We start from the raw sequence: 26,165 nt of genomic DNA on the forward strand, positions 1-26,165 counted from the left end.
GCTCCGATGCGCCGCTTTCCATGCCGCTCTTGCGACCGAACCAGGATTTGATGCAACACCCCATTCCAGACCCCGCCGCGATGAACGATGCGCTGGCCGCCGCTCTGGACGATGCCCGCGCGGATGCGGGCCAGGCCGGTCGAACGTTCCAGCGGGAAGACGCAGTCGGCGCGGTCCGGCGTCACATCGGTCGCCAGCAGGGGCTCGTGCGACGTGCATTCGAAGCGCGTGAGATCAAGGGCGTCGAGGCCGGTCGTCTGCTGGCCGCGCTGATCGACGGCGTGATCGCGACTCTGGGAAGCCTGGCGCGCGATGCCACGGCAACCAATGCCGATTCAGGGCCGGCCGATGCCGCCGACGCACTGTGCATCGCCGCGACGGGCGGTTACGGCGCAGGGCTTCTGGCGCCGTTCAGCGATATCGACCTGCTGTTTCTCAGCGGCGAACAGCCCTCCCCGCGCGTGCTCGCCCGCGTGGAATACGTGCTCTATTTCCTGTGGGACCTGGGCCTGCGCGTGGGTCATGCCACGCGTTCGATTTCGCAATGCCTGACACTGGCGGGCGAAGACGCGACCATCCGGACGGCCCTCCTCGACGCGCGGCGCCTCTGGGGTGAGCCCGAGCTTTTCGCGAGCTTCAGCGCACGCTTCGCCGCGGCCTGCAGCGGGTCCGCCGCCTCCATCTTCGTTGCCGACAAGATCGCCGAACATCGCGCCCGGCATCAGCGCTTCGGCGACAGCCCGTTTCTGGTCGAGCCGAACGTCAAGGAAGGTCGAGGCGCCCTGCGCGACCTTCAGACGCTGAACTGGATCGGCCGCGTTCTGATCGGCGTGCAGCCCGGAATCGACCTCTTCGCGGCGTCGCGCGATGGCAGCGACGCCTTCGCCCGCGCCGGGCTTCTCACCGACCACGAAATCCAGCGCGCCCGACGCGCCTGGACGTTCCTCTGGACCGTCCGTTTTCACCTGCACTACATCGCAGGCCGTGCTGACGAGCGACTGAATTTCGACGTCCAGCCGGTCATCGGCGCCCGCATGGGTTATGCGTGGCACGGCCGTCAGGCGGGCGTCGAGCGCTTCATGCGCCACTATTTCCTGACTGTGCGCGAGGTCACCCGTCTCGGCCTGATTCTGGAACCCGCGATCTTGGCGTCCCAGCCGCATGGCGTATCGGGACCACGTCCGTCCAAGGCGATCAGCGACGAGATCACGCGCGCCGGACTGCAGTTGCTCGACGGAAAGCTGGCGCCTCTCCCCGAACCCGGCTTCGCCGCCGAGCCGCTTCGGATGCTCTCCCTGCTGGATATCGCGCGCCGTCACGTGCTGCCGCTGCATCCACTGGCGACGCAGGCACTCATCCGCAACGAGCGCGCTGCCGGAAGCCTGCCCGATGATCCGCGCGCCCGTGCGCTTTTCCTGGATCTCCTGTGCGCCCGTCCGACGACCACGACGCGTTGCGGCGGTGCGCCGTGGCTGCATGTGCTGAACGATACCGGCATCCTCGGCCGGATGCTGCCCGACTGGTCGAAGATCGTCGGACAGATGCAGTTCGACACCTACCATATCTACACCGTCGACGAGCATACAATCGAGGCCGTGCGGATCCTGTTCTGCATCGAGTCCGGCACGATGGCCGACGAGATCACGCTGGCCTACGACATCGCCCGCGAGATCGATTCGAGGCGTGCGCTCTATGTTGCCGTACTGCTGCATGACATCGCCAAGGGACGCGGCGGCGACCACTCGGAACTTGGATCGGAGGTTGCGACCGAAGTTTGCCCGGGACTCGGGCTCGACAGCGAGGAAACCGATACGGTCTCGTGGCTCGTCCTGCACCACCTCCTCCTGAGCCAGACGGCGTTCCGGCGCGATATCGACGATCCCCGCACGATCCTCGATCTCGCCGACACGATTCAGTCGCCCGAGCGCCTGCGCCTGCTGCTTTTGCTGACCATCGCCGACATGCGCGCCGTCAGCCCAAAGGTCTGGAACGCATGGAAGGCAACCCTCCTGCGCGAGCTCTATACGCGCGTGGCGGAAGTGCTTGAGGGCGGCATGGCGGCACAGGAACGCGACGGGCGCGTCGCGCAGGCCAAGGAACTGGCCCGCGATGCCCTGACGATCAATGCCGGACCCGGCCAGGGTGCCCTCGAAGAGTCCGAGATCGAGCGCTATCTTTCGCTTGGGTATGCCGGATATTGGCTGTCGTTCGACACCGATACCCATGCGCGCCATGCGCGCATGATCGCCCAGTCAGATCGGGACATGGCGCCGCTGACCGTGGAGGCACTGCCGATCCCGGCACGGGACGTGACGGAAGTCACGATCCTGACCGCTGACCATCCCGGCCTCTTCAGCCAGATCGCAGGCGCGCTTGCCGTCGCGGGCGCATCCATTGTCGATGCCCGGATCCATACGCTCAGCGACGGGATGGCGCTCGATACGTTCTGGATCCAGGACCACGCGGGACACGCGTTCGAGGCGCCACATCAGCTCGTACGCCTGAACTCACTGGTGGAGCAGGCCCTCTCGGGACGTCTCAATCTCGACCGGGAGATTGCCCGGATCGCGATTCCCGCAATTCGCAGGCGTGCACGAGCCATTCACGTGCCGCCGCGCGTCCTGATCGACAATCGTGCATCGGACCGGCACACGGTGCTCGAGATCAACGGCCGCGATCGGCCCGGACTTCTGCATGACGTGACGCGCGTCATCAGCGAGCAATCGCTGCAGATCGCATCGGCCCACATCACGACCTACGGCATGCGCGCGGTCGATGTATTCTATGTTCGCGATCTTCTGGGCATGAAGCTGACGGGTGAGCGCCGCGTGAACGAGGTCCGGGCCGCCCTCGTCGCCGCACTGGAGCGCGCCGAGGACGCGAATGCGGACCCTGCCCTGCTGACCTAGAGGCCGAATCGCGCACGCAACGCCCGGCCGACATGCAGGATGACATCCTCCCAACAGCCCGGCGGTGGCGACGGCTGCTCGGGCTGAAACTGCACGAGATCCCGATACCAGCCGCCTGGGGCCAAGCCATCTGAATGGGGCGCATCGTACCAGCGCCAGTCACCCCCGAACCGATTGAGCAGCCAGACAGGCCGGCCGAGCGCGCCAGCGAGGTGCGCGACCGCCGTATCGACGGCGATCACAAGATCGCACGCCATGATGGCATCCGCCGTTGCCTTCAACGTCGTCAGATCAACCGACCGCAGGCCCGGCACGTCGACGTCGCGCTGCAGGTTCCACCAGGTTACACCCCGGGTAGCCAGCAGAGGCGCAAGTTGCGCCAGTTGCAGCGACCGTCGCCGATCAAAGCGATACCGCGGACTGCCGCGCCAGACGATACCAACGACCGGTTCCGTTCCCGGCGACCGCGTGCCCACCGGACCGGTGGCCAGATAGGGCGCATTCGATGGCGCGCCGGCTTCAAGAATTGCAGGCAGGCTGAGCAACGAGCAACGGGCAACGCATTCCGCATCCGCAGTTCGAATGTGCCCCGGCGGAAAGGCCCGGAGCGCCGGTATCATGTCGAGCAGACCCGCAGCCGTCTCCGGCAGACGGACGACAACAGGCACGCGGGCTGCCGCCGCCGACAGAAAGCGTGCGAACTGGATCACGTCGCCAAGTCCCTGCTCCGCCTCGATCAGGACACAGCCTGTGCCGCTGTCACCGCGCCAGTCGGGCAGCCCGGACCCGGCGGGTATGGCGAGCGCCAGACGTTGCTCGAAGAAACGCCAACCTTCGGACCATCGTCCGCTGCCCAGCATCAGCGTGCCGAGGTTGAACCCGGCACGGGACGCCTCGAGACCATCCTTGGTCCCGGCAATGCCGCGATACAGCCGTTCGGCTTCCGCATGTGAGCCCAGCTCCTGCAGCACGGTTGCGTAATTGTTGGCGATTCGCGGATCGGCGGGCGTGGCCTGGTGCGCGTCATGCAAGGCGTGGCCCGCCCGTCCGAGGTCGCCGCGCGCCATGGCGACCAGACCGATATTGTTGAGCGTTTCCGGTGTCGCGGATCCGATCCGGACTGCCTGATCAAGCGCCTCGGCCGCTGCATCAAGATCGCCCGACACAAACAATCCGGCCCCGAGATTGGCGGCGGCCGCAGGATCGTCCGGCCGCAGATCCGCAATGACCCGGAACTCTCGGGCGGCCTCGTCATGTCGTCCCATAAAACCGAGGATCTGCGCCCGCTTCAGCCGCAGCCCCACATCGGTTTGTGCCAGGACGACTATGGCATCGACCAGGTTCAGCGCTTCATCGAGACGGCCTAGCGCAATCAATGCATCGGCGAGATCCGCATTGGCCTGGATGTGAAGCGGATCGTGCAGAAGCGCGACATGTAATGCGGCACGCGCGGCTTCGGAATGCCCCAGTCGAAGCAGGGCGCGGCCAAGTGCGGCATGCGATCCGGCGTGCTGGGACTCGGAACGCGATGCGCGTGCCGCCATTCCGGCAAGGCCTGCCGCGCGAGCCCAGTCCCCGCGTGCCAGAGAAATCTGCGCCAGCCCGGTCAAGGCATCCGGGCGGCCGGCTGATGTCGCATCCACCAGGCGGAACGCCGATTCCGCGCCTTGCAGATCGCCCCGGGCAAGTCGTGCCCATCCAATGCTGACCTGATCAGTGTCGTCCCCGTTAACGAAGTCTTCAGACATCTTTGGAATGGTGCCCCCCAAATGACGCAAGGGGCAATCTACCGATGCACGTCGAACAGAGAACCGGCCAAGTGCCAGGAACCATCTATGCCACAGTCAGGCATGGCAACACCCATCGTACAATCCGTGTGGATGTGGAACGCACGAATGCCGGGCGCTTCGTCGCGAAAATGCCGGACGATCGCTGGAGCCCGGAATGCATGACGGTCGACAACGCGATCCTGCTGCATGCAGCCGTTGCCTTTCCCATCGAGGTGGAAACGGCGCCCTGGCTTGCCAATCCCAGACCAGCCTCGCGTTTCTCCTTCGTCGAGAAGAATCGCGCGGTGCGGTCTCCGGAGCCGGCTGCAACCGAGGTCAGCGCCGCACGGCCTTGCGTTTCGCTCGAAAGGGCCTGACACAGATGACATGATCTGGCTTCCTCGCTGCCGCGCGATACTTGCGGCGTCCTGCGTCTTTATTGGTCTGTCGGATGCCGCCCGGGCGGAACTGCCGTGGACGGACGTCAAGCCGGCGCCTTCAATCGCAGTTGTCGCACAGAGCGGAGATGCACCGCTTGCCGATCTGGTCTTCGATGCCAAAGGGCGAATGCTGGCGCGCTCCGGCGCCATACCGGGAACCGACACGCTGGTTCTCGTGTCGTCCGGACAGACAACCCGCTATCCGATCGTTGCGGAAGCCGGCGGCAGCCCTGTCCAGCGGATCTCTGCTCTCGCAGGCGGATCCGGGGATACTCTCTGGGCTGTCGATGCAGCGGCGGGCAAGGCAAGTGTGCTGCGTCTCCAGACCGGTGACAATGCCGCAACGATCACGGCCCGCTATCAGCTCGACTCTGCGGTCCGTTCAGGAAGCCGTCTGACGGCGATCACCGTCGACAAGGCGCGCGCGTACATTGCGGATGCCGGAGAACCCGGCATCATCATACTCGACCTGAAAACCGGCGCCGTAAAGCGGGTTCTGGACGCGAACCAGTCTCTGGTGCCGCAGCGGCCCGTATCGGTGGACGGCATGATCCTGCGCGACCCGCGCGGACTGCCGATCGGACGGGAGGACACGCTGCTTGCGGTCAGTCCGGACGGCGCGTGGCTCTTTTATCAGCCTGTGTCCGGCCCCCTGTTTCGCGTCGAGACGGCCCTGCTGACCGATCCGGACTACAGCCCGATCGAGCAGCTCGAAGGCGTCGTGCAATGGCGCGGCACCCCGAGCGTCACGGGCATGGTGATGGCACCTGACGGAAGCCTCTACATGGCAGACATCGCGGAGCATGCTGTCCTTCGTTTCACGCCCGGTCGTCTCCCGCAGCGCCTCACGACCGATCCACGCCTCGATACCCCCCTTTCGATCGCAATCGGGCCGGATCATGCGATCTATGTGGCGACGGGATCGCTGGACGCGGATGCGACGCGGCAGAATGACATGCCGCGATGGAAAGGCTCGGGGAGCATCATCCGGCTGATACCCCCGCCTTTGCCCTGAGGCCTCATCCCCAACGCCGAAAAATCTGCTATGGGCTCGCACATGCGCTACATCTCGACGCGCGGGGATGCGACACCCCGAAACTTCTCCGAAATCCTGCTGGCCGGGCTCGCGCCTGACGGCGGTCTCTACATGCCTGAAAGCTGGCCGGTCTTTTCCGCCGATCGCTGGCGATCCCTGCGCGCGGAATCCTATCCGGATCTGGCGGCCGAGGTCATCGCGCCGTTCGCGGAGGGCGCGATCGACCTAGCGACGCTGCGGTTACTGTGCCGCGATGCGTATGTCCATTTCGATCATCCCGCCATCGCGCCCTTGCGCGAGATCGAGGACGGCCTGTTCGCCATGGAGCTTTTCCATGGCCCGACGCTCGCCTTCAAGGACATGGCGATGCAGTTGCTGGGGCGACTGTTCGACCATGTGCTAGCCGATCAGGACCGCCCCGTCACGATCGTGGGTGCGACATCGGGCGACACCGGCTCGGCCGCCATCGAAGCGCTGGCAGGCCGCAAGCGCATCAACGTCGTGATTCTGCACCCGGACGGCCGCACATCCGCCGTTCAGCGCCGCCAGATGACGACCGTGCAGGCCCCGAACATCTGCAATATCGCCATCGATGGCACATTCGACGATTGCCAGGATCTGGTGAAGGCAATGTTTGCCGATGCGCCGTTTCGCGAGGAAGTCGGGTTGTCGGCCGTCAATTCCATCAACTGGGCCCGGATTGCGGCCCAGATCCCATATTATGTCCGCGCGGCCCTCGCCCTGGGGGCCCCCGACCGGCCGGTCTCTTTTGCCGTACCGACCGGCAATTTCGGCAACGTGCTTGCCGCCTGGGCCGCGCGGAAGATGGGGCTGCCGATCGCAAAACTCTGCATCGGGTCCAACCGCAACGACATCCTGACGCGGTTCCTGACCAGCAATGACATGAGCGTGCGGCAGGTGCAGCCCAGCCTGTCTCCGTCGATGGACATTCAGGTGTCATCCAATTTCGAGCGGCTTCTGTTCGAATTGCTGGACCGGGACGCGCAGGCCTGTTCGGCCATCATGCAGGAATTCCGCAAGACCGGCCGCATGTCCGTGCCGCAGGGCGTCTGGGAACATGCCCATGCGCAGATATCCGGGTTGCGTCTGGATGACGTCGAGACCCTGTCGGAAATGCGCAGCATCTACACGCGCAGCCTCTATCAGGCCGATCCGCATACGGCGATCGGGATCGCCGCCGGCCGCGCCGCGCGCGAACCCGGCGTGCCGATGGTGGTGGCGGCCACGGCCCACCCTGCCAAATTTCCCGATGCCGTGGTGGAAGCGACGGGCATCCACCCTGCCCTTCCGCCCCACCTCGCCGATCTGTTCGATCGCCCCGAGCGCTTCGACCGACGCCCCAATACGCTTGGCGTCATTCAGGACGCGGTGCGCGCTCACGTGGCACGGACACATTGACCACGGGCCACCTCTGGTCCCGGGCGGCTCGCGCCCCTATCTGTTGATCTGAATTTCTTCGACCAAGGACAGATTGTCGCGCATGACCGACCCGATCAACGTCACCCGCCTGCCTTCGGGCCTGACCGTCGTGAGCGAACGCATGGAGCGCGTGGAAACCGTGTCCTTCGGCGCCTATGTCGGCGTCGGGACACGTGACGAGGCGTCGGATGAAAACGGTGTTTCGCACTTTCTCGAGCACATGGCCTTCAAGGGCACCGAGCGTCGCTCGGCTGCCCGGATCGCCGAGGAAATCGAGAATGTCGGCGGCCACATCAACGCCTACACCGCGCGCGAGCAGACGGCCTATTACGTCAAGCTCCTGAAGGACGACCTTTCGCTCGGGGTCGACATCATCGGCGACATCCTGTGCCACAGCACGTTCCTGCCGGAGGAAATCGAGCGCGAGCGCGGCGTGATCCTTCAGGAAATCGGCCAGTCCCGCGATACGCCCGACGACATCATCTTCGATCATTTCCAGGAGACGGCGTATCCGGATCAGGCGATGGGTCGCCCGACGCTCGGCCGCGAAGCCCAGATCTCGACCATGAGCCGCGAGACGCTGATGGGCTACATGCGCAGGCATTACAGCATCGGCAACATGACGATCGCCGCGGCAGGCAACCTCGACCACGACCGTCTGGTCGGCCTCGTCGAAACGCATTTCGCCGATCTGTCGACCCATGCCGCCGATATCCGCAACACGCCCACCTATGGCGGCGGCGAGTTCCGCCAGTCCAAGGAACTGGATCAGGCCCATCTCGTCATGGGCTTCCCGGGCATCCAGTACGGCCATGCGGATTACCACGCCAGCATGCTGCTCTCGACGCTGCTGGGCGGCGGCATGTCGTCGCGCCTGTTCCAGGAAATCCGCGAGCGGCGTGGTCTGGTCTATTCGATCTATGCCTTCTCGGCGCCGTTCGTGGATGCCGGCCTGTTCGGGATCTACGCCGGCACTGGCGGCGAACAGGTTGCTGAACTCGTGCCCGTGGTGCTCGACGAGCTTCGCCGCCTGCAGGACGGTCTGGACGACGAGGAGCTGGCACGTGCCCGCGCCCAGCTCAAATCCTCGCTCCTGATGTCGCTGGAGAGCACCGGCAGCCGCTGCGAGCAGATTGCGCGTCAATGGCAGTTGTTCGGCCGCATGATCCCGACGCACGAGACCGTCGCGAAGATCGACGCCGTCACGGAACGCGACATCCTGCGCGTTGCAAATGCTGTGTTTACCGCCCCTCCAACGGTCGCTTCTCTCGGCCCGATCGGACATATGCCGGACATCGGGACAATCGCGCGGAGGCTTGCGGCGTGAGCCTGTCCACCGTCGAAGCCATCCTGGCCGCCGCCCGCCGTGCCGGAGCGGATCAGGCCGACGCGCTCGTCGTGCGGGACGTATCGATCGGCGCCATGATCCGCCGGGGCCAGACCGATGCGATCGAGCAGGCCGAGACGACGACGCTCGGCCTTCGTGTCTTCGTGGGGCAGCGCAGTGCGATCGTCTCGACCACCGATCTGGACACGGCAGGTCACGATGCGCTTGCGGAGCGCGCCGTGGCCATGGCGCGCGTCGTGCCGGAGGACCGCTTCGGTGGGCTCGCGGAGCACGCGTCCATCGGACGATTCGACGCTGCGGGGCTGGACCTCGAAGATCGCATTGGCGTACCGGATACGGCGGCGTTGCTTGATCGGGCAGGATGCGCAGAGGCTGCCGCCCTTTCTCATGCCGGCATTTCCAACAGTGCCGGAGCCAGCGCGGGATATGGGCGCACGAGTGTCGCACTCGGTACGTCCGCAGGGTTCTTCGGCGACTATGTGCGCACGAACCACTCCGTCTCGGTCAGTGTGCTGGCAGGTGATGCAGCGCGGATGCAGCGCGACTATGACTATCACTCCAGCGTTCATCTGTCGGATCTGATGGATGCGGAGACGATCGGTCACAACGCGGCCGAGCGTGCGCTGGCACGGCTCGATCCACGCAAGCCGCCAACAAAGCAGATGCCGGTGGTCTACGATCCGCGCGTTTCGAGCAGCCTTCTCGGTCACCTCCTCGGCGCCATCAACGGCGCGTCCGTTGCACGCGGAGGCTCCTTCCTGAAGAACCGTCTCGGCGAGCAGATTATGGCGACCGGTGCGCGCGTGATGGACGATCCGCTTCGGGTCCGTGGGCTACGCTCACGTCCCTTCGATGGTGAAGGCCTGCGGACTGCGCCGTTGGCCCTGATTGATGACGGCGTGCTGACCCAATGGCTGCTGGACAGCCGGAGCGCGCGGCAGCTTGGCATGACGAGCAATGCACGCGCGGCGCGCGGCGCCTCCTCCGCGCCGTCCCCGGCCCCGACCAACGTCTACCTTGAGCCTGGCGACGTCGACTTTGCGACGTTGATTGGCGATATCGGAGAAGGCGTACTTCTAACGGAAATGATGGGATCGTCGGTCAATTCTAACACCGGCGATTACAGCCGCGGTGCGAGCGGCTTCATGATCCGGCAGGGTGCTCTGGCCGAGCCTGTGGCTGAACTGACGGTTGCAGGCAATCTGATCGATATGTTCCGCCGGATAACCATCGGCTCGGATCTGGAATTCCGTCGAGGCATGGATGCACCCAGCATCCGTATCGATGGTCTGAGCGTTGCTGGGCAATGAAACATCGCTTCTTCGCGGCGGCGTGTCTGACGCTGCTGACACTGTCCGTCTCCCTGCCCGCCGCCGATGCACGGCCGGGCGGCGGCCACTCCTTCGGCAGCCGTGGCTCACGGACGTATTCTGCACCGCCGCCGACACGCACGAGCCCCTACGGGGCCCAGCCGATGGAGCAGAGCCTGACGCCTCGTGGCCCCTACATGGGCCAGCCCGGTGGTTACGGTGCGCCCCGTTATGGATACGGAACGCGCCACCCGTTTCTGACGGGATTTGCAGGCGGTCTGCTTGGTGCGGGGCTGTTCGGATTGCTGAGTGGTCACGGGTTCCTCGGCGGCATGCACAGCGGCCTCGGAATCCTGGGCTTCCTGCTGCAGGTCGTCCTGATCGGGTTTGTCATATCGTGGTTCCTGCGGCGCAGGCGTTCATCCACAGCGGGTTTGTCACCTACGATGGGTGGTGGCGCACTGACGATCACGGCCAATGATTACCGGGCGTTTCAGCGGCTTTTGATCGACATCCAGGCCGCATGGAGTGCTCGCAACCTGCGGGCGCTGTCCACGATGGCGACACCGGAAATGACGGCGCAGTTCAACGACCAACTTTCAGAGCTCGCGAGTCGCGGCGCGCGCAACATCGTATCGGATGTCCAGTTCCAGCAGGGCGATCTGTCCGAGGCGTGGCGCGAAGGAAACCGGGAATATGCAACGGTTGCCATGCGCTTTTCGATGATTGACGTGACCACGGACATGACCGGCCGGGTCATTGACGGCTCATCCACCGAGCGTACCCTCGTAACCGAGCTATGGACGTTCCTTCGCATTGAAGGCACCGGGAACTGGGTCCTGTCGGCGATCCAGCAGGTTCGATAACAGGAATATATCTCGCGTATCCGAGGTCGCTTGCGCGACATACGTGCGACCGCCTCGGATACGCGGTGCAGCGCAAACGATTGGCCTCAGCCTAGACAGCTCACAAGCTCACAAGCTCACAAGCTCACAAGCTCACAAGCTCACAAGCTCACAGCGATGCTGTATGATCTCGAAAATGCGTCAACGCGCGCCTTCAGGCCCGCGTAAAATATCGCCGCTTCTGCGCGGCTATAGGCGGATGATCCCGATCGCGTAGACCACGATGACGAGCAAGAGAATGCCGCCGATGATGCCGGCGAGACGTCCCTGACGTGTATTCATCCGAGCAGCACCCGATCGACCAACAGGGCCGCAAACAGGAAGAAGAGATAAGCGAGCGAATAGCGGAACGCCATGCGTGCAGGACGGTCCTTCGTGAGGCTTACGCCCGCCTTGTCCTGCCGATCGAACAAAACGCGCAGGGCAAAGCCCATGAAACCGAGCCCAAGCGCCGCCGCGCTGACCGTATAGAACGGCCCGCACAGATGCATGAACCCGGGGACGAGGCTCACGGCCATCAGGATCACGGTATAGATCACGATCTGCCAGCGCGTGTGGCGCGCCCCGCGGACGACGGGGAGCATGGGAATCCCTGCCCGCGTATAGTCCTTGCAGGCATAGAGCGACAGCGACCAGAAATGCGGCGGCGTCCACAGGAACACGATCGCAAACATGACGATCGGCAGGGTCGACAGCGACCCGGTTGCTGCGGCCCACCCGATCATTGGCGGAAAGGCGCCGGCAGCGCCCCCGATCACGATGTTCTGCGGCGTGCTGCGCTTGAGCCACATCGTGTAGATGACGGCGTAAAAGAAGATGGAAAAAGCCAGGATCCCGGCCGCCAGAGTGTTCGTGGCCAGCCACAGGACCAGAACGGACAGGACGGAAAGCACCACCCCATAGGTCAGCGCACGCTCGGGATCGATGCTGCCATGCGGGATCGGGCGCTTGGACGTGCGCGTCATGATCGCATCGATATCGCGATCGTACCACATGTTGATGGCACCGGCCGCACCTGCCCCGATGCAGATGCACAGGATCGAGATCGCGCCGATCACGTAGTTCGGCCAGACCGGTGCGACCGCCAGCCCTGCAGCGCCGGTGAAGACGACCAGAGAGATCACGCGCGGCTTCAGAAGCTGGAGCCACTCTTTCAGCGTACCGCCGTCCGCGGACGGGAAACCGGTGGCGACGGCCTCGCTCATGATGCAGCTCCCACATGTGCCAGCTCGGGCGCCGGCCCTGTGAATGCACGCAGCACCATGGGCACGAGGCAGACCAGGGCAGCGGACATCGCCGCGCCGCCGATCGGCTCGGGCAGGATCGTCGGCATGAGCGTCGCCACCGTGCCGACTGCGGTCAAAACGCAATGCGGCCAGGCCATGGGTCCGACGTCGCGGCCACTCAGGCCAAGCCAGCGATAAAGCCCCGCAAATGCCGCGAAGATCAGGCCGAACGCCATGGCGGAATGCCGGGCGTCGGCATTGCCGACCAGCCAGCCGGCCGAGAGGAGGACGACAACGCCACAGATCCATGCGAGCGGCAGCGATGCGTGCTTGAGATGTCGCCAGCTTCCCACCAACGCCGCGCCCACCGCCACGACTGCGGGGATCGCCTGAAGCGCGACGGTCAGCGAGGCGGGCCAGTCCATGTGAACGACCATGAGGCGATCCCAGACGACAGCCGCCCCGATCGACATGATACCAAGCGCCGAAACGAGGCATATGCGCAGGCGCTTGCCGGTGAGATCAACCTCAAGGACATCGGCCACGATGCCACAGGCCGGCGCAAGCGCGATCGTTGCTGCAGGCAGCGGCATCGCGGAAAGAACGCTGGCGAGCGGCCCGGATGTTCCGAAAGCCGCGCGTGTCAGGGCGGCGCCGACAAGAGGAACGACGGCGATCAGCGCCGACGCACCGAACAGCTGGGACCATGTCAGCGTGTCCATCGCGACACCGCTGCGCCGGCCATCCAGAATGGAGGCGATCAGCACGATTGCGAGCGAAATCATCGCTACGCACCCTACGCCCAACCCCGCTGCAACCAGCGCACTGGCCTGCGCGCCGGCAAAGCCCGCGCCGAGGATGGCCAGGAGACCCAGGGCAAAGAGAAGAAGACCCGCGACATTCAGACCGCGCAGCGCCATGCCGTCGGTTCGAAGCCGCGATGGCAGCAGGCCGTTTCCCAGACCGCCGAGCAGGCTCGGAATGATGACGAAAAAGGTCATCATGACGCCATGCCGGGCGATGGCGGACGACCCGAGTTCCGTTCCCTGCCCGCCGATCCCGGCGCCAGCAAGACCGGCGACGATGGCCAACATGAAATAGGCAGGCCCGATCACCCGGGTTTCGAAACCGGCATTCGGCTGAGACGCCGGTCCGCAAGCGATTGAAGAGTCTGCCAAGGCTATCCCTCTATCGTCACCGCACCCGGTGAAACCGGGGGCGAACGGCGGGCGCCTGGGCATTCATGGCCAACGCCAATGGCGTGGCGGGTCAGGCGTCCCGATATGTTTCAGACTGCATACTCCCGCCATGGGGCAATGTCACGAGTGTGAACAGGCCTGCAGGCGGAACGGGAAGCAGGGTTGCGCGCACGAGATCCTCCGGCGGCAGCAACGCATCGACGGCGAAGTCCGGATGCCAGCCGAGCGAGCGGGATGCGCGCGCCATGCCGCGCTCGACGGCCAGCCGCGGCCCCGAGGTCGCGAGAAAGTGATTGACGAACAGGATGTGGCCGCCCGGTTTGACCACGCGCTTCAGCTCGGCAAGCAGGCGGCGCGGGTTCGGGACGACGGATGCCACGAACATGGCGACCGCGATGTCGAAGCTTGCCGTCTCGAAGGTCGTGGCTTCGGCATCCATGACCGCGAGGTCATCGATATTGCCGAGCTGCCGCTGCACGACCCGCTGGCGCGCGCGCGCGAGCATGTCTTCGGAGAGGTCGATCCCCGTGATCCGCTTCGACGGCGCATAATGCGGCAGGGCCAGTCCCGTGCCGACACCGACTTCCAGGACGCGCTCCCCGGGGAGCGCATTGGCTGCTGTGACCGCACGTTTGCGGCCGAACGCCGAGATGCCTCCGAAGACGACATCGTAGATCGACGCCCAGCGTCGATAGGCGGCGCGCACGGCGTCCGCGTCGAGCGCCGAGCGGGGTTGCGATCCGGTCCGGCCGCGGTGGATCGGACCCGGATCGTCCTGAAGCACGTCGCTCATCGAGCTCCTTATTGCCCAACGCGGGCCTGTTCCAAATCCCTGTCGAGACAGCCGTCTCGACAGGAAGGCGAGCACGGCCAGACCGGGAGGTCAAATTGCGCGCCACGCTTATCACTGCTGGCGAGTTTGCGCCAACCCGTTTACGTCTTGTCCGGGTCCGGCACGTTCGCTTCATCCGCTGCGATCGCGTCTCTATCGCCAACAGTTCAGGCAGGTGCGGCGACATGAGCCATCTTCACATGATTCTTGCGATCGTCTCCGCGCTCGCCTGGATCGGAATCTTCGTCTTCCACTTCCGCGAAGAGCTCATGGGATGGATGGTCAACCGTTTCGGACGCCCGAAAGTCCGCGAACTGACGCCGGAAGAGGAAGAAGAACTCAAGCAGCCCATCTTCCAGCGCAACGTCGAATCCTGAACGTCCGGATCAGGGAGCGAGACGTGCTTCGATCGCGTCCCAGACCAGCCCCGCGCTGTTGATGCCGTCGAACCGGTCTAACTCCTGCAGCCCGGTCGGCGACGTGACGTTGATTTCGGTCAACCAGTCTCCGATGACATCGATGCCGGTGAAGATCAGGCCGTTTTCTCGCAGATGCGGCCCGATCGCGGCGCAGATTTCGCGGTCGCGATCGGTCAGGGCGCAGGACACCGCACGGCCGCCGACATGCATGTTCGACCGCGATTCTCCGGTGGCGGGGATACGGTTGATGGCGCCGATCGGATCGCCGTCGACGAGAATGATTCGTTTGTCGCCTTGGCGGACCTTCGGCTCGTAGCGCTGGATCATCAGCGGCTCCCGCGAGCGGGCAAAATGCATTTCCAGCAGCGACGCCAGGTTTTCGTCGTCTTCGCGAATCCGGAAGATCCCGGCTCCGCCATTGCCGAACAGCGGCTTGACGATGATGTCCTTGTGACGGGCACGGAAGTCGAGGATGGCCGCGCGGTCCCATGTCACCAGCGTGGGCGGCATCAGATCCGGATAATGGGTCACCAGGAGCTTTTCAGGTGCGTCACGGACGCTGCGCGGGTCATTGACCACGAGGCTCCGGCCGGGCCCCGTGCCGTGCACGTGTTCGAGCATGTGCGTCGCCGTGATGTATCCCATGTCGAACGGCGGATCTTGGCGCATGAGGATCACGTCGGTATCCGCCAGGTCCAGTGTAGCGGCATCCCCGAAATCCGCGTGATTGTCGCGGACGCGCTGGACGCGGACGGGACGGGCCGTCGCCTGCAGGCGTCCCCTCGCCCGTGTGTCCTCCGGCGCATTCACGCCTTCGCTCAGGCGCATGCTGGTCACGTCATAGACGAACAGCTCGTAGCCGCGCCTTTGCGCCTCGAGCATCAGTGCGAACGTGCTGTCACCGTCGATGTTGACGTGCTCCAGCGGGTCCATCTGCACGGCGATCTTCAGCGGTCGGGACATGCGGGTTCCTGCGGTCAGTGGCACCCGCGCCGGAGAGGAGCGGGCTGGATGCGATCGGGTTGGTCCATGTTTGTAGACCAAGCGTTCCCGATCGCAATGTGCCCGCGATGACCCTGCGTCAGAACGTCGCGTTCACGCGCCCATAATAGTAGCCGCCATAGATCGGAATCTGGGCCGAGTCGGTATCGTAGGGGGTGGCGCCGAGATCGTTCACGTATTGCGGCACACGCCGGGGACGGACGTTGAAGATGTCATCCGCGCCGACGGCGACATGCCATGCATCGCTGATCCGGTAGCCGACCTCGATATCCGTAAGCCAGCGGGGCGTGTTCTTGAACTGATAGAAGCAGGTGTTGGAATACTGCTTGGACCCGCCGCCATTCGGGCACTGCGCGCTCGAGGGCTCCCAGTCCTCATAGGTCAGGAGATCGGTGGTCTCGCCGTAGCGGGTCTGCCGGACGTTCACGTCCCAGCGCCCGACTGTCCAGAGCGCGTTCAGGATCAGCTTGCTGCGGGGATAGGCAGTCGTGAGTGCCGCAATGTTCTGTGCCGTCAGGAACTGCATACCGTTCGCACCGGTGCCGTTATGGTGCAGCCGCGTCCGGTTCAGGTCGAGCGACGCGGTCAGCATGACATTGCCGTACTGGTGCAGTCGCAGCAGGTAATCGGTCTTGAGATCGACGCCCTGTGTGCGGGTGCTGGCACCGTTCGCCATGTAATAGGCGTCGACGTTGTTAATATCCGCACCGGTCAGGTTGCTTGGGAGAACAATTCCGAGCTTTTCGATTGCATCGACGGCGCCAGCGCCGTTCGTCGTGCCGCCCTCGACGATTCGATCCCGGACGTTGATCTGATAGACGTCGGCTTCCACATGCCAGCCGTCGATCGGCATGAGCACGACACCGCCGCTTTCGCTGGTCGAGCGTTCCGGCTTGAGCGGGACCGCGCCGAGCGACGCTGCCGCACTCGACGTCGTGGGCAGCAGGCCGCCCGCACCGTTGGGCGACACGTTCAGCGCCGAGAAGTGCTCTTCCGCCAGTGTGGGCGCACGGAAGCCGTTGCTGATCGTCCCGCGGATCGCGATACGCTTGTTGAAGTCGTATCGGGTCGAGACCTTGCCGTTCTCGGTATTGCCGACGTCGGTGTAGTGCTCGAAGCGGCCGGCGAAATCGACCTCCCATTTCCTGGTAAAGTGGAAATCCCCGTCCATCCAGGCCGCCCAGACGTCACGGCTCCAGGCACCCGCATCCTGCGGCGTCAGGCCGGCATAACCCTGCGTTCCGCCATCTTCATAGGACGGCGCGTTGCCGGCCCGGATGTTGTATGTCTCGAGACGATGCTGGCCGCCGAACGCCCAGACGACGGGCACCGTGTTGGCGATCAGGAAGTTGCGGCGGAAGTCGAGGCTGTTGGTCCATTGGGCCATGCGATACTGCTCGGCCATGGCCTTGGTGCCGTAGAACGTGCCTGCCGCGAGCAATGTCGGGTTGGCCGTATTCTTGTTGCCGATGCTGTCTTCGTCGGCGCCGTAGACCGTGCTCAGGTGCCAGTCGAAGCCGAACAGATCCCGGCCGCGCAGGCCGAGTTCGCCCGCATAGTCGTTCTCGTCGTTCGTTTCGATCGGGGTGAAACCCTGCGGGTAGAGATAGGAACCATCCGGCAACGCCGCGACATCGGGCGTGCGATAGTATTCGTAGCCCTCGGAATGCCGGTGCGCGTAGGTGATCTGTCCGTAGAAGTCGATCGTCTGCGTGATCGGCTTGCCGAAGTTGATCAGAAGGTTTTCGCGCGTTTCCTCGGGCGTGCTCATGAACTTGTCGACGCTGCCTGCGGAGGGCTGATAACCGCCGGCCTTCGCGGTATAGAGATCGGCGTCAGCTCCCGGCGGCGTATAGCCGACCAGACGATGGTCTTCCGTCCCGTTCGCGATGAAATGGTCCGCGTGATAGACCTGACCGCTGACGTGCAGATAGCCGTTACCGAGGATCTTCGTCCCGCCGTCGACACCGACCTGATACCCCCAGCCCTGGCCCGCATAGGCGTCGGCCCCGGTCTGGGCCGACATGTTCAGGCCATGGTCGGTGTGCTTCGTGATGATGTTCACAACACCTGCGATGGCGTCCGAGCCGTACATGGCGGCGGCGCCGTCTTCCAGCACTTCGATATGATCGATGGCATTGGCCGGCAGCATGTTCAGGTCGACGGGGGTCGAACCGAATTCCGGTCCCGGATCGGCGTAGATGTTGGCCGTGGTATGCCGCCGCTCGCCGTCCACAAGCACCAGCACTTCGTTCGGGTTGAGACCGCGCATGCGGATCGACGACGTCAACGACCCCGTATCGAGCCCCATCGCACTGACATTGATCTCCGCATATGTGCGCGTCAGCGCATCGGCGATGTTCATCAGGCCCGAGCGCTGCAGTGTCGCCGCCGTGACGACGGATACCGGCGAGATGCTCTGCCGCGCCGAACGATTGGCTGCATGCGTTCCCGTGACGATCAGCGCTTCCGTCTGAACCGGCGCAGCACGATGGGAACGTGCCGGAGCGGCTGGTGTCACCTTCGGTGTCACAGCGCGCCGGACGGGCGCGGTGCCCGTCGCGCGTCCCTTGCCTGCTGGTGTCGTGTCCGTTGTCGTGGGTGCGGCGTTCGCATGCGCCACGTTCCAGAACGACAAGCCGAGAATAGTAGCGGCCAACAGACACTGTTTACGGTTCATTCGTGAATTCCTCGTTTCGAGGTCATCACGATCCGTCAAAATGTTTCCGGGTGCGAGATGTTTTCGTGCGCCCGGGACATAGAATGATACGGCTATTGCAAATACGTCACAGTTTTGCTGCCGTATCGTTCTGGCGCGATCAGCGCTGGCGCTCCAGATCGGCGCCGCCGCCGGGAAGTGCGGCATCTCCCTTTACCGACAACGTTTTTCCGTCCCACGACAATGTCCGCAGGGCATGGTCCATCACGCCTTGAGCCAGGATCGAGCGACCGTCGGGAGCAAAGATCAGTCCCTGGGGCCATAGCGGCCCAGGCGCTTGGGCGGCCTGCGTCAGATGGCCGTCATGCAACGTAAAGACAGTGACGATACCGCGCGCATTGTACCGTGGCGAAGCAGGCGGCATGGCCGAGCCGTTCTGCGAGACGACCGCCAGCGCCGATCCGTCAGGTGCAATATCCATGCCTTCAGGTGCATTGGGCACCGGAACGCGCTGGACGACACGCCAGGGATAGGTGCTCAGGTCGAGCATCGCGATCTCGCCCGGCAGTCCTTCCCCATGGCCGAGGATGTTGATGGCCGCATAACGCGCATCAGGAGTCAGCCGGATGGTCCACGGTCCCGGTCCGAGCGGCAGCGGCTTCGGGTCGACGCGAATCGTGTCGCCGGAAATCATCAGACGATAGAGGACATTGGCCTGCCACAGGCTGACCATGGCCGTCTTGCCGTCCGGCAGGATCGCAAGGCCACCGGGGAAACCCGGCTTGCCCGGGAGCTGGATGATCTTTCGCTGCGACAATGTGCGGCCATCGAACCGGAACCATGCCAGCGCACCGGATTTGCCCCCGGCGACCAGCAGATGGTGTCCATCCGGCGTCAGCCGCAGGGTGGTCGCGCCGGGCACGGCAGCAATGGTCTGCACGAGAACCGGTTTGCCGCCGGAGACATCGATGACACTGATGCGGTCATCCGGCGCGATCGTGTTGTTGACCGGGTCGGCCGTGGACGCCGATGCCACGAAGACCGTCTTGCCGTCCGACGTCATGCCGATCGCGGTCGGCGGTCCGATGACGCTGGCATGAGCGGCAATCGAGTCCCTGACGTGCCAGAGCCCGTCCGATCCCTGCGCCAGCGTCGAGACGCTGTCGGGCACCAGAGGCGTCGGCAGCACCTGCTTGCCGCCGACCAGGATCGAATGCGCGTCGTTGGCTGAAATGACCGTCTGAGCGTAACCGGACGCGCCAGCGCCCATGGAAAGAAAGAGTGCCGCCGCAAACCTCAAGCGCATGGAATCGTCCCGTATCAAACTATGACTGACACGGCCGGAATGGCCTTCGGACGGCCCTTCTCGGCAAATGACGTTTCCGTGATCCTATGGCCGCGCCTCGGGATACGTGATGCCGACGATCTCGATCGAGACCGGGCCCGACGGCGTGGCGAGCGTGACTTCATCCCCGACGCGTGCCCGCATCAGGGCGCGTGCGACAGGCGCCATGAGGCTGACTTCCCCCCTACCCGTCGTCGCCTCGTCAGCGCCGACGATGGTGACGCGACGCTCCGAATCGTGGTCGTCCAGATAGGTCACGGTCGCGCCGAAAAACACGCGATCGCGCTGGGTCTGGGCGGCCGGATCGACAATGACGGCATGCTCGAGGCGCTTGCTGAGAAACCGCACCCTTCGATCGATCTCCCGCAGGCGACGCTTGCCATACTGGTAGTCGCCGTTTTCCGACCGATCGCCATTGCCCGCTGCCCAAGATACGATCTCCACGATCCTGGGTCGCTCGTCCTGCAGCAACATGCGCAGCTCGGACCGCATCGTATCGGCGCCGGCGGGCGTGAGATAGCGCGCAAGCGGCGTCGGTTCAGCCATCGGCGTCCACGAGGCGAAAGCGGATTTTGCCCTGGAGAAGACCGGCCGGCTTCAGGACATGCAGTCCCCGGTCGGGAATCTCGGGATGATGAATGGCGTCGTTCATGTTGCTGACCGGCTCCATGGCAACGAAGGGTTTGCCCGGTGCGGTGAAGACCACGAGATGGTGGAAGACCGGGTCGGCCTCGATTGTCATGCTCAGACCCGAGTCGTTCCAGTCGACCCTGGCATGGCCCGACCAGCCGGAGAAACAGTTGTCGATCGCGCGGGCCGAGACGTCCGTCGGGCCGGAAAATCCCCACTCTCCTGCTGCCGTCGCATGCTTCTGTGGAAGGTTGGACGCGTCGGACAGCCAGACGCCGCGCGCATCGAAGCTCACGCGCATGTCCTCGCTGCGGGGGAAGAACGGGTGAAACCCGAACCCGACCGGCTGAGGACGGGTGTCGCGATTTTCAACGACGAGCTCCACATCCAGGCCATTTTCCACCAGGGCGTAGCTGAGGGCCGCGCGATAGGTGAACGGCCACTGCATGGCGGGGTCCGTGCCGTCGAGCGTATTTTCCGGTCGATGGTCCAGGATGAGGACCGCCCGGTCTTCGGACTGATGCGCGACCGTCCATTCCCGCTCCCAGGCATTGCCATGGATACTGTTCGATTCGCCCAGAATGTTCGGAGACAGCGCAAAGGTTTCGCCCTCGAACGTGAAATGCGCGTCCGCAATCCGGTTCGAATACGGGACGAGCGGGTATGCCGCGACTGGATGGTGCTCCTGGGCGATCAGGTTCGGGTCGGCCACCGGCTGCAGCAGGGCGCGATCGCCGCTTGTCCAGCCGGCAATGGCGCCGCCGAGTGTTGGAAGCAGGTCCAGCCGGTGCGCCCCGCGTGTCAGGGTCAGGACCTGCGGCCCGGTTTGGGTGGTGGACTCGCTCATCGCTCAATTCTCCCGGCCATCTGAAACGCGGCCGTCTGACCCCGCGTCATACGCCCCACACGGAAAGATGACATTACGATCGGATTACACCGAGTTAATATGAGACAGATCGAACAGTCCGATGTGCGGATTGTCCGATGAGAGATCCATATCGATGACTGACCATCCGATCTCCCAGGCGCCTGATGACAACCGGTCCGACCCGGAAACTCCGGCGCTCGAGATGCAGCATATATCCAAAAGCTTTCCCGGTGTGCGTGCCCTGTCCGACGTGTCCCTTCGCGCCTATGGCGGCGAGGTTCTGGCGCTGATGGGCGAGAACGGCGCTGGAAAATCGACCCTCATGAAGATCCTGTCAGGGGCCTATTCCGCCGATCCGGGCGGGGAGATCCGGATCAATGGCCGCAGGGTTTCGATCGACAGCCCTCTGGCCGCCCGTGCTGCCGGCATTGCGATCATCTACCAGGAGCTGGCGCTCGCGCCCAATCTGACGGTCGCCGAAAACATCTACCTTGGCAACGAGCCGAAACGTCGCGGCATGATGGATCGTGCCGGGATGAACGCCGCTTCGGCCCCGCTTCTCGAACGGCTCGGCGTTCCGTTCGGACCTGAGACGATCGTCTCAAGTCTGTCGGTTGCCGAACAGCAGCTTGTGGAGATCGCGCGCTCCCTGCACCGCAAGTCGTCGATTCTCATTCTGGACGAGCCGACGACGGCCCTGTCCTCCCGCGAAACCGAGCGCCTGTTCGCCCTGGTGCGGCAGTTGCGCGAAGAAGGCATCGCGCTGATTTACATCAGCCACCGCATGGCCGAGGTCGACGAGCTTGCCGACCGGGTCGCCGTGCTGCGCGATGGATGTGCCGTGGGCACCTTGGCCCGGCATGAACTGAGCCGTGCCGCGATCGTGCACATGATGGTCGGGCGGGACCTGTCGGGATTTTACGTCAAGCACCGCGATCCGCTGGCGGTCTTCAATGATGTCGTCATGGACGTCCAGCATCTCTCGGATCATGCCGGACGGGTGCGCGACTGCAGCCTGACGCTTCACCGCGGCGAAGTGCTCGGCCTCGCCGGCCTGGTCGGGGCCGGACGCACGGAGCTCGCCCGCCTGATCTTTGGCGCGGAGCAGCCGAAATCCGGTCGCATCATCCTCGATGGCATGCCGTTCGCGCCACGTCGGCCGCGCGACGCACTCGACCGCGGGATCGCGTATCTCACGGAAGACCGCAAGGCGCTGGGGCTGTTCCTGGATATGTCCTGTGCTGCGAACATCAATCTCGGCGTCATCGAGCAGGATGCCCGCGGGGGCGTGCTGGATCGCAAACACGGCCGGGCGCGCGCGAAAAACGCGTTTTCATCGCTCGGCGTGCGGGCCGCCAGCCCGATCGTCTCCGTCGGCGGTCTCTCCGGCGGCAACCAGCAGAAAGTTCTTCTGGGACGGTTGCTGGAAACCGGGCCGAAGGTGCTGATCCTCGACGAGCCGACACGTGGCGTCGATATCGGCGCGAAAGCCGAAATCTACAGGCTGATCGGTGAACTTGCCGCAAAAGGCCTCGCGATTCTCGTCATCTCCAGCGAGATGCCCGAGATCGTGGGCCTGTGCGATCGGGTGCTGGTGATGCGCGAAGGCACGATCATGGGTGAGGTCGGCGGCAATGGCGCAGCCGAGATCACGCAGGAAGCCATCATGGAATACGCCGCAGGTATCGCGGCCTGATACCACGTCAATTCCAAGGATTTACGGGTCATGACGTCCACGACCTCCTCTGCGCTGCGTACCGCTCCGCAACAGGTTTCGACATCGCGTGAGCGCATGCGCAGTGCGATCCAGGCCGCAGGCATGTTGCCCGTGCTTGTGCTGCTGGCAGTCGGTTTTCATCTGCTGGGTGGCTACCGCTTTCTCAGCGGGCAGAACCTCTCGATCGTGGCCCAGCAGGCTGCGATCAATATCGTTCTGGCCTCGGGCATGACGTTCGTCATCCTGACGGGCGGGATTGATCTTTCGGTCGGTTCGATCCTCGCCGCATCGGCGATGGGCGGCCTGATCGTCTCCCTGATGCACGGGTTCGGATTTCTGGCGATCCCGGCCTGTCTTTTCGTGGGCCTCCTCATCGGCGCGATCAACGGCGTCCTGATTGCAGGCATCCGTATCCCGCCGTTTATCGCAACCCTCGGCACCCTGACGGCCGTACGCGGCATTGCACGTCTGATGGGCGGCGACCGTACGGTGTTCAATGCCGATCTGCCCTATGCGTGGATCGGCAATGACGGGATCGCGATCACCTCGACGCTGGTCATTCCCTGGCTTGCCGTGATCGCGCTGCTCGTGGTCGTGGCGTCGTGGTTCGTCCTGCGTCGCACCGTGCTGGGCGTGCATATCTACGCGGTGGGCGGCAACCCGTCGGCCGCGCGCCTGTCCGGTGTTCGCGTCGGTGCCGTCCTGATGTTCGTCTATTGCCTCTCGGGCCTGCTGGCCGGCCTGGGCGGTGTGATGTCATCGGCACGACTCTACGCCGCCAATGGTCTGCAACTGGGTCAGTCCTACGAACTGGACGCTATCGCAGCCGTGATCCTCGGCGGCACTTCCTTCGTCGGCGGCATCGGATCGATCTGGGGCACGCTCGTCGGCGGCCTCATGATCGCGGTGCTGACCAACGGCCTCGTTCTCGTGGGCGTGTCCGACATCTGGCAATTCATCGTCAAGGGACTGGTGATCATTATCGCCGTCGCCCTCGACCGCTTCCGCCAGCCTGCGGCACGCACCTGAGCACATTTCTGCCCTCAGTCTCATTTCTTCGGACAAAGTCCATGAACAAAACTGCAGCTTTTCTCTCCGGTGTCGCCATGGCGGCGGTCGCCGCCGTAACACCTGCGTCCGCCAAACCGATCAACTCGATCGGCGTGACACTCGGTTCGCTCGGAAACCCCTATTTCGTGGCGCTCACCCAGGGCGCCACGGCCGAGGCCCGCAAGACCAATCCGCAGGCCCACGTCATCGCACTTTCGGCTGATTACGATCTGAACAAGCAGTTTTCCCAGATCGACAATTTCATCGCATCCGGCGTGCAGCTGATCCTGATCAACGCCGTCGATCCCCAGGCGATCCTGCCGGCGATCAAGCGGGCACAGGCTGCCGGCATCGTCGTGGTGGCCGTCGACGTGAAGGCTGCGGGCGCCGATGCGACCGTGCAGACCGATAACGTCGAGGCGGGTCGCCTCTCCTGCGCGTTCCTGGCCAAGTCGCTCGGCGGCAAGGGCAACGTCGCCATTCAGAACGGGCCGCAGGTCTCGGCCGTGATCGATCGCGTCACCGGCTGCAAGCAGGCCTTCTCGCAGGCCCCCGGAATCCACGTCGTGACGGACGACCAGAACGGCCAGGGGTCACGCGACGGCGGATTTTCGATCATGCAGGGCTATCTCGTCCGTTATCCGAACCTGAACGGCGTCTTCACGATCAACGATCCGCAGGCGGTAGGATCGGATCTCGCCATCCGTCAGGGTCATGGCCACGACATCATCGTAACGTCCGTCGACGGCGCCCCGGATTTTGTCTCGGCGCTGAAAAGCGGTCATTCGGCCATCAAGGCATCGTCCACGCAGGATCCATACCAGATGGGTGCCAACGCCGTGGATATGGCGCAGGCGATCATCGACGGACATGGCCAGCGCGGCCAGACGAAGCTGATGGCGCCCGTGCTGGTCAATAGCGACAATGTCGGCAGCTATCGCGGCTGGACGGAACACTGACGCCGCACCCGCCGCCCTTCCCTTTCAAGAACGAGTGTTACCCCATGGCTGCAAGGACGGTCCGCGCAGCCGGAGACCTCCCATGAAACGTCGCACTTTCGTGTCCCTGCTTGGCACGGCGCCAGCCGCCGCGTGGCTTGCCGAGCAGATACCCTCGGCATTTGCCGATACGGCGCATCCGAAACTCGGTTTTTCCATCGACGATCTGCGCGTCGAGCGCTGGTCGCGCGATCGGGACTATTTCGTGGCGGCCGCCAAGGCGCTCGGCGCCACGACCAATGTTCAGTCTGCGGACGCCAGTGAGCAACGGCAGACGTCGCAGCTCGAGAACCTGATCTCGCGCAACATGGACGCGCTCGTCATTGTCCCATTCAACGCCAATGCGCTCACTAATGTCGTATCCGAGGCGAAGCAGGCGAACATCAAGACGATCTCGTACGATCGCATGATCCTGGGTGCCGACATCGATGCCTATGTCTCGTTCGATAACGTCCGGGTCGGCCAGATGCAGGCGCAGGCCGTCGTCGACGTCAAACCCAAGGGGAACTACTTTCTGCTCGGCGGCGCACCGACGGATAACAACGCAAAGCTCCTGCGGCAGGGCCAGATGAAGGTGCTGCAACCGCTGATTGATCGCGGCGATATCAAGATCGTCGGCGCGCGGTACGTGCCTGAATGGAGCCCGTCCCAGGCCCTGTCGATCATCGAGGACGCGCTGACCGCCCAGAACAACAAGATCGACGGCATTGTCGCCTCGAACGACGGTGTTGCTGGCGGTGCGATCCAGGCCCTTCAGGGCCAGGGTCTCGCGGGCAAGGTGCCTGTGTCCGGCCAGGACAGCGATCTTGCCGCCATCAAGCGTATTCTCGATGGCACGCAGACCTCCACGGTCTACAAGCCGCTCAAGCAGATCGCCTCCACAGCCGCCCAGACCGCCGTTCAGCTCGTGCGCGGTGAAAAGCCCCCGTTCAACGCGCAGATCAATAATGGCGTGAAGAACGTCGATACGATCCTGCTCACACCGATCCTGATCACCCGCGAAAACGTCCACGTTCTCGTTCGTGATGGTTTCTATACAGCTGCCCAACTCGGAATGAAGTAG

The 26,165-nt window shown here is 64.2% G+C and carries 21 protein-coding genes; 12 read left to right on the forward strand and 9 right to left on the reverse strand.

What is annotated here, in order from left to right:
* Window positions 1–50: 50 nt before the first annotated feature.
* On the forward strand, window positions 51–2,909 hold the full coding sequence (locus B8446_RS06255; RefSeq protein ID WP_048848426.1) for a [protein-PII] uridylyltransferase: 2,859 nt from the start codon (window positions 51–53) through the stop codon (window positions 2,907–2,909).
* Here the strand turns inward: B8446_RS06255 and B8446_RS06260 are convergent.
* Window positions 2,906–4,657, reverse strand: a complete 1,752-nt coding sequence (locus B8446_RS06260; protein WP_048848326.1) for a tetratricopeptide repeat protein — start codon at window positions 4,655–4,657, stop codon at window positions 2,906–2,908. The genes B8446_RS06255 and B8446_RS06260 overlap by 4 nt on opposite strands.
* A 200-nt stretch (window positions 4,658–4,857) precedes the next feature.
* Between B8446_RS06260 and B8446_RS16235 the strand changes: the two genes are divergently transcribed.
* The 6 genes from B8446_RS16235 to B8446_RS06290 all read left to right on the forward strand — a co-directional run bounded on the left by B8446_RS16235 (window position 4,858) and on the right by B8446_RS06290 (window position 11,118).
* The gene (locus tag B8446_RS16235; protein ID WP_158507531.1) at window positions 4,858–5,055 is read left to right on the forward strand and encodes a hypothetical protein; all 198 of its coding nucleotides are present in this window, start codon (window positions 4,858–4,860) and stop codon (window positions 5,053–5,055) included.
* Between the two features lie 10 nt (window positions 5,056–5,065).
* Entirely contained in the window at window positions 5,066–6,133 is a 1,068-nt protein-coding gene (locus B8446_RS06270) for an L-dopachrome tautomerase-related protein (protein WP_048848327.1), read from the forward strand.
* Window positions 6,134–6,175: 42 nt separating this feature from the next.
* Window positions 6,176–7,573, forward strand: a complete 1,398-nt coding sequence (thrC, locus tag B8446_RS06275; RefSeq protein ID WP_048848430.1) for a threonine synthase — start codon at window positions 6,176–6,178, stop codon at window positions 7,571–7,573.
* 82 nt (window positions 7,574–7,655) lie between these two features.
* Window positions 7,656–8,921, forward strand: coding sequence for a M16 family metallopeptidase (locus B8446_RS06280; RefSeq protein ID WP_048848330.1), 1,266 nt, complete (start codon window positions 7,656–7,658; stop codon window positions 8,919–8,921).
* Window positions 8,918–10,252, forward strand: a complete 1,335-nt coding sequence (locus B8446_RS06285) for a TldD/PmbA family protein (RefSeq protein ID WP_373277134.1) — start codon at window positions 8,918–8,920, stop codon at window positions 10,250–10,252. Before B8446_RS06280 ends, B8446_RS06285 begins: the two co-directional genes overlap by 4 nt.
* Window positions 10,249–11,118 carry a Tim44 domain-containing protein gene (locus B8446_RS06290; RefSeq protein WP_084712124.1) on the forward strand — a complete coding sequence of 290 codons (870 nt, stop codon included), beginning with the start codon at window positions 10,249–10,251 and terminating at the stop codon, window positions 11,116–11,118. Before B8446_RS06285 ends, B8446_RS06290 begins: the two co-directional genes overlap by 4 nt.
* Before the next feature lie 317 nt (window positions 11,119–11,435).
* On the opposite strand, the gene B8446_RS06295 is transcribed toward B8446_RS06290, so the two are convergent.
* From B8446_RS06295 to B8446_RS06305, 3 genes are all read right to left on the reverse strand, one after another.
* Window positions 11,436–12,362, reverse strand: coding sequence for a heme o synthase (locus B8446_RS06295; RefSeq protein ID WP_048848332.1), 927 nt, complete (start codon window positions 12,360–12,362; stop codon window positions 11,436–11,438).
* Window positions 12,359–13,477 carry a hypothetical protein gene (locus tag B8446_RS06300; protein ID WP_148505874.1) on the reverse strand — a complete coding sequence of 373 codons (1,119 nt, stop codon included), beginning with the start codon at window positions 13,475–13,477 and terminating at the stop codon, window positions 12,359–12,361. Before B8446_RS06300 ends, B8446_RS06295 begins: the two co-directional genes overlap by 4 nt.
* A gap of 175 nt (window positions 13,478–13,652) precedes the next feature.
* On the reverse strand, window positions 13,653–14,375 hold the full coding sequence (locus B8446_RS06305; protein ID WP_048848336.1) for a class I SAM-dependent methyltransferase: 723 nt from the start codon (window positions 14,373–14,375) through the stop codon (window positions 13,653–13,655).
* A gap of 95 nt (window positions 14,376–14,470) precedes the next feature.
* Here B8446_RS06305 and B8446_RS16000 point away from each other — a divergent pair, with 95 nt between their 5' ends.
* On the forward strand, window positions 14,471–14,791 hold the full coding sequence (locus B8446_RS16000) for a hypothetical protein (RefSeq protein ID WP_148505875.1): 321 nt from the start codon (window positions 14,471–14,473) through the stop codon (window positions 14,789–14,791).
* A gap of 9 nt (window positions 14,792–14,800) precedes the next feature.
* Here the strand turns inward: B8446_RS16000 and gshB are convergent, their stop codons facing one another.
* The 5 genes from gshB to B8446_RS06330 all read right to left on the reverse strand — a co-directional run bounded on the left by gshB (window position 14,801) and on the right by B8446_RS06330 (window position 21,316).
* Window positions 14,801–15,796: a glutathione synthase gene (gene gshB, locus B8446_RS06310; RefSeq protein WP_048848338.1), complete on the reverse strand. Its 996-nt coding sequence runs from the start codon at window positions 15,794–15,796 to the stop codon at window positions 14,801–14,803.
* A gap of 118 nt (window positions 15,797–15,914) precedes the next feature.
* On the reverse strand, window positions 15,915–18,515 hold the full coding sequence (locus B8446_RS06315; protein WP_048848435.1) for a TonB-dependent receptor plug domain-containing protein: 2,601 nt from the start codon (window positions 18,513–18,515) through the stop codon (window positions 15,915–15,917).
* 139 nt (window positions 18,516–18,654) lie between these two features.
* On the reverse strand, window positions 18,655–19,800 hold the full coding sequence (locus B8446_RS06320) for a YncE family protein (protein ID WP_048848341.1): 1,146 nt from the start codon (window positions 19,798–19,800) through the stop codon (window positions 18,655–18,657).
* 84 nt (window positions 19,801–19,884) lie between these two features.
* Entirely contained in the window at window positions 19,885–20,385 is a 501-nt protein-coding gene (gene greB, locus B8446_RS06325) for a transcription elongation factor GreB (RefSeq protein WP_048848343.1), read from the reverse strand.
* A complete protein-coding gene (locus B8446_RS06330; protein ID WP_048848345.1) occupies window positions 20,378–21,316 on the reverse strand; it encodes an aldose 1-epimerase in 939 nt (312 codons plus the stop codon). Before B8446_RS06330 ends, greB begins: the two co-directional genes overlap by 8 nt.
* 154 nt (window positions 21,317–21,470) lie before the next feature.
* Between B8446_RS06330 and B8446_RS06335 the strand changes: the two genes are divergently transcribed.
* The 4 genes from B8446_RS06335 to xylF all read left to right on the forward strand — a co-directional run bounded on the left by B8446_RS06335 (window position 21,471) and on the right by xylF (window position 26,165).
* Complete coding sequence (locus tag B8446_RS06335) at window positions 21,471–23,033, forward strand: sugar ABC transporter ATP-binding protein (protein WP_048848346.1); 1,563 nt, start codon at window positions 21,471–21,473, stop codon at window positions 23,031–23,033.
* Between the two features lie 30 nt (window positions 23,034–23,063).
* The gene (locus tag B8446_RS06340) at window positions 23,064–24,083 is read left to right on the forward strand and encodes an ABC transporter permease subunit (protein WP_048848349.1); all 1,020 of its coding nucleotides are present in this window, start codon (window positions 23,064–23,066) and stop codon (window positions 24,081–24,083) included.
* A 41-nt stretch (window positions 24,084–24,124) separates the two neighbouring features.
* A complete protein-coding gene (locus B8446_RS06345) occupies window positions 24,125–25,063 on the forward strand; it encodes an ABC transporter substrate-binding protein (protein ID WP_048848351.1) in 939 nt (312 codons plus the stop codon).
* A gap of 82 nt (window positions 25,064–25,145) precedes the next feature.
* The gene (gene xylF / locus B8446_RS06350; RefSeq protein ID WP_048848353.1) at window positions 25,146–26,165 is read left to right on the forward strand and encodes a D-xylose ABC transporter substrate-binding protein; all 1,020 of its coding nucleotides are present in this window, start codon (window positions 25,146–25,148) and stop codon (window positions 26,163–26,165) included.

This window comes from Tanticharoenia sakaeratensis NBRC 103193 (assembly GCF_000963885.1).
In the GTDB taxonomy this organism is placed as follows: Bacteria; Pseudomonadota; Alphaproteobacteria; order Acetobacterales; family Acetobacteraceae; genus Tanticharoenia; species Tanticharoenia sakaeratensis.

Bases quoted from the DNA above. Each gene is read 5' to 3' on its own strand.
- B8446_RS06255 (WP_048848426.1), top strand. From the start codon at position 51: ATGCAACACCCCATTCCAGACCCCGCCGCGATGAACGATGCGCTGGCC.
- B8446_RS06260 (WP_048848326.1), bottom strand. From the start codon at position 4,657: ATGTCTGAAGACTTCGTTAACGGGGACGACACTGATCAGGTCAGCATT.
- B8446_RS16235 (WP_158507531.1), top strand. From the start codon at position 4,858: ATGACGGTCGACAACGCGATCCTGCTGCATGCAGCCGTTGCCTTTCCC.
- B8446_RS06270 (WP_048848327.1), top strand. From the start codon at position 5,066: ATGATCTGGCTTCCTCGCTGCCGCGCGATACTTGCGGCGTCCTGCGTC.
- thrC (WP_048848430.1), top strand. From the start codon at position 6,176: ATGCGCTACATCTCGACGCGCGGGGATGCGACACCCCGAAACTTCTCC.
- B8446_RS06280 (WP_048848330.1), top strand. From the start codon at position 7,656: ATGACCGACCCGATCAACGTCACCCGCCTGCCTTCGGGCCTGACCGTC.
- B8446_RS06290 (WP_084712124.1), top strand. From the start codon at position 10,249: ATGAAACATCGCTTCTTCGCGGCGGCGTGTCTGACGCTGCTGACACTG.
- B8446_RS06295 (WP_048848332.1), bottom strand. From the start codon at position 12,362: ATGAGCGAGGCCGTCGCCACCGGTTTCCCGTCCGCGGACGGCGGTACG.
- B8446_RS06300 (WP_148505874.1), bottom strand. From the start codon at position 13,477: ATGTTGGCCATCGTCGCCGGTCTTGCTGGCGCCGGGATCGGCGGGCAG.
- B8446_RS06305 (WP_048848336.1), bottom strand. From the start codon at position 14,375: ATGAGCGACGTGCTTCAGGACGATCCGGGTCCGATCCACCGCGGCCGG.
- gshB (WP_048848338.1), bottom strand. From the start codon at position 15,796: ATGTCCCGACCGCTGAAGATCGCCGTGCAGATGGACCCGCTGGAGCAC.
- B8446_RS06315 (WP_048848435.1), bottom strand. From the start codon at position 18,515: ATGAACCGTAAACAGTGTCTGTTGGCCGCTACTATTCTCGGCTTGTCG.
- B8446_RS06320 (WP_048848341.1), bottom strand. From the start codon at position 19,800: ATGCGCTTGAGGTTTGCGGCGGCACTCTTTCTTTCCATGGGCGCTGGC.
- greB (WP_048848343.1), bottom strand. From the start codon at position 20,385: ATGGCTGAACCGACGCCGCTTGCGCGCTATCTCACGCCCGCCGGCGCC.
- B8446_RS06330 (WP_048848345.1), bottom strand. From the start codon at position 21,316: ATGAGCGAGTCCACCACCCAAACCGGGCCGCAGGTCCTGACCCTGACA.
- B8446_RS06335 (WP_048848346.1), top strand. From the start codon at position 21,471: ATGACTGACCATCCGATCTCCCAGGCGCCTGATGACAACCGGTCCGAC.
- B8446_RS06340 (WP_048848349.1), top strand. From the start codon at position 23,064: ATGACGTCCACGACCTCCTCTGCGCTGCGTACCGCTCCGCAACAGGTT.
- B8446_RS06345 (WP_048848351.1), top strand. From the start codon at position 24,125: ATGAACAAAACTGCAGCTTTTCTCTCCGGTGTCGCCATGGCGGCGGTC.
- xylF (WP_048848353.1), top strand. From the start codon at position 25,146: ATGAAACGTCGCACTTTCGTGTCCCTGCTTGGCACGGCGCCAGCCGCC.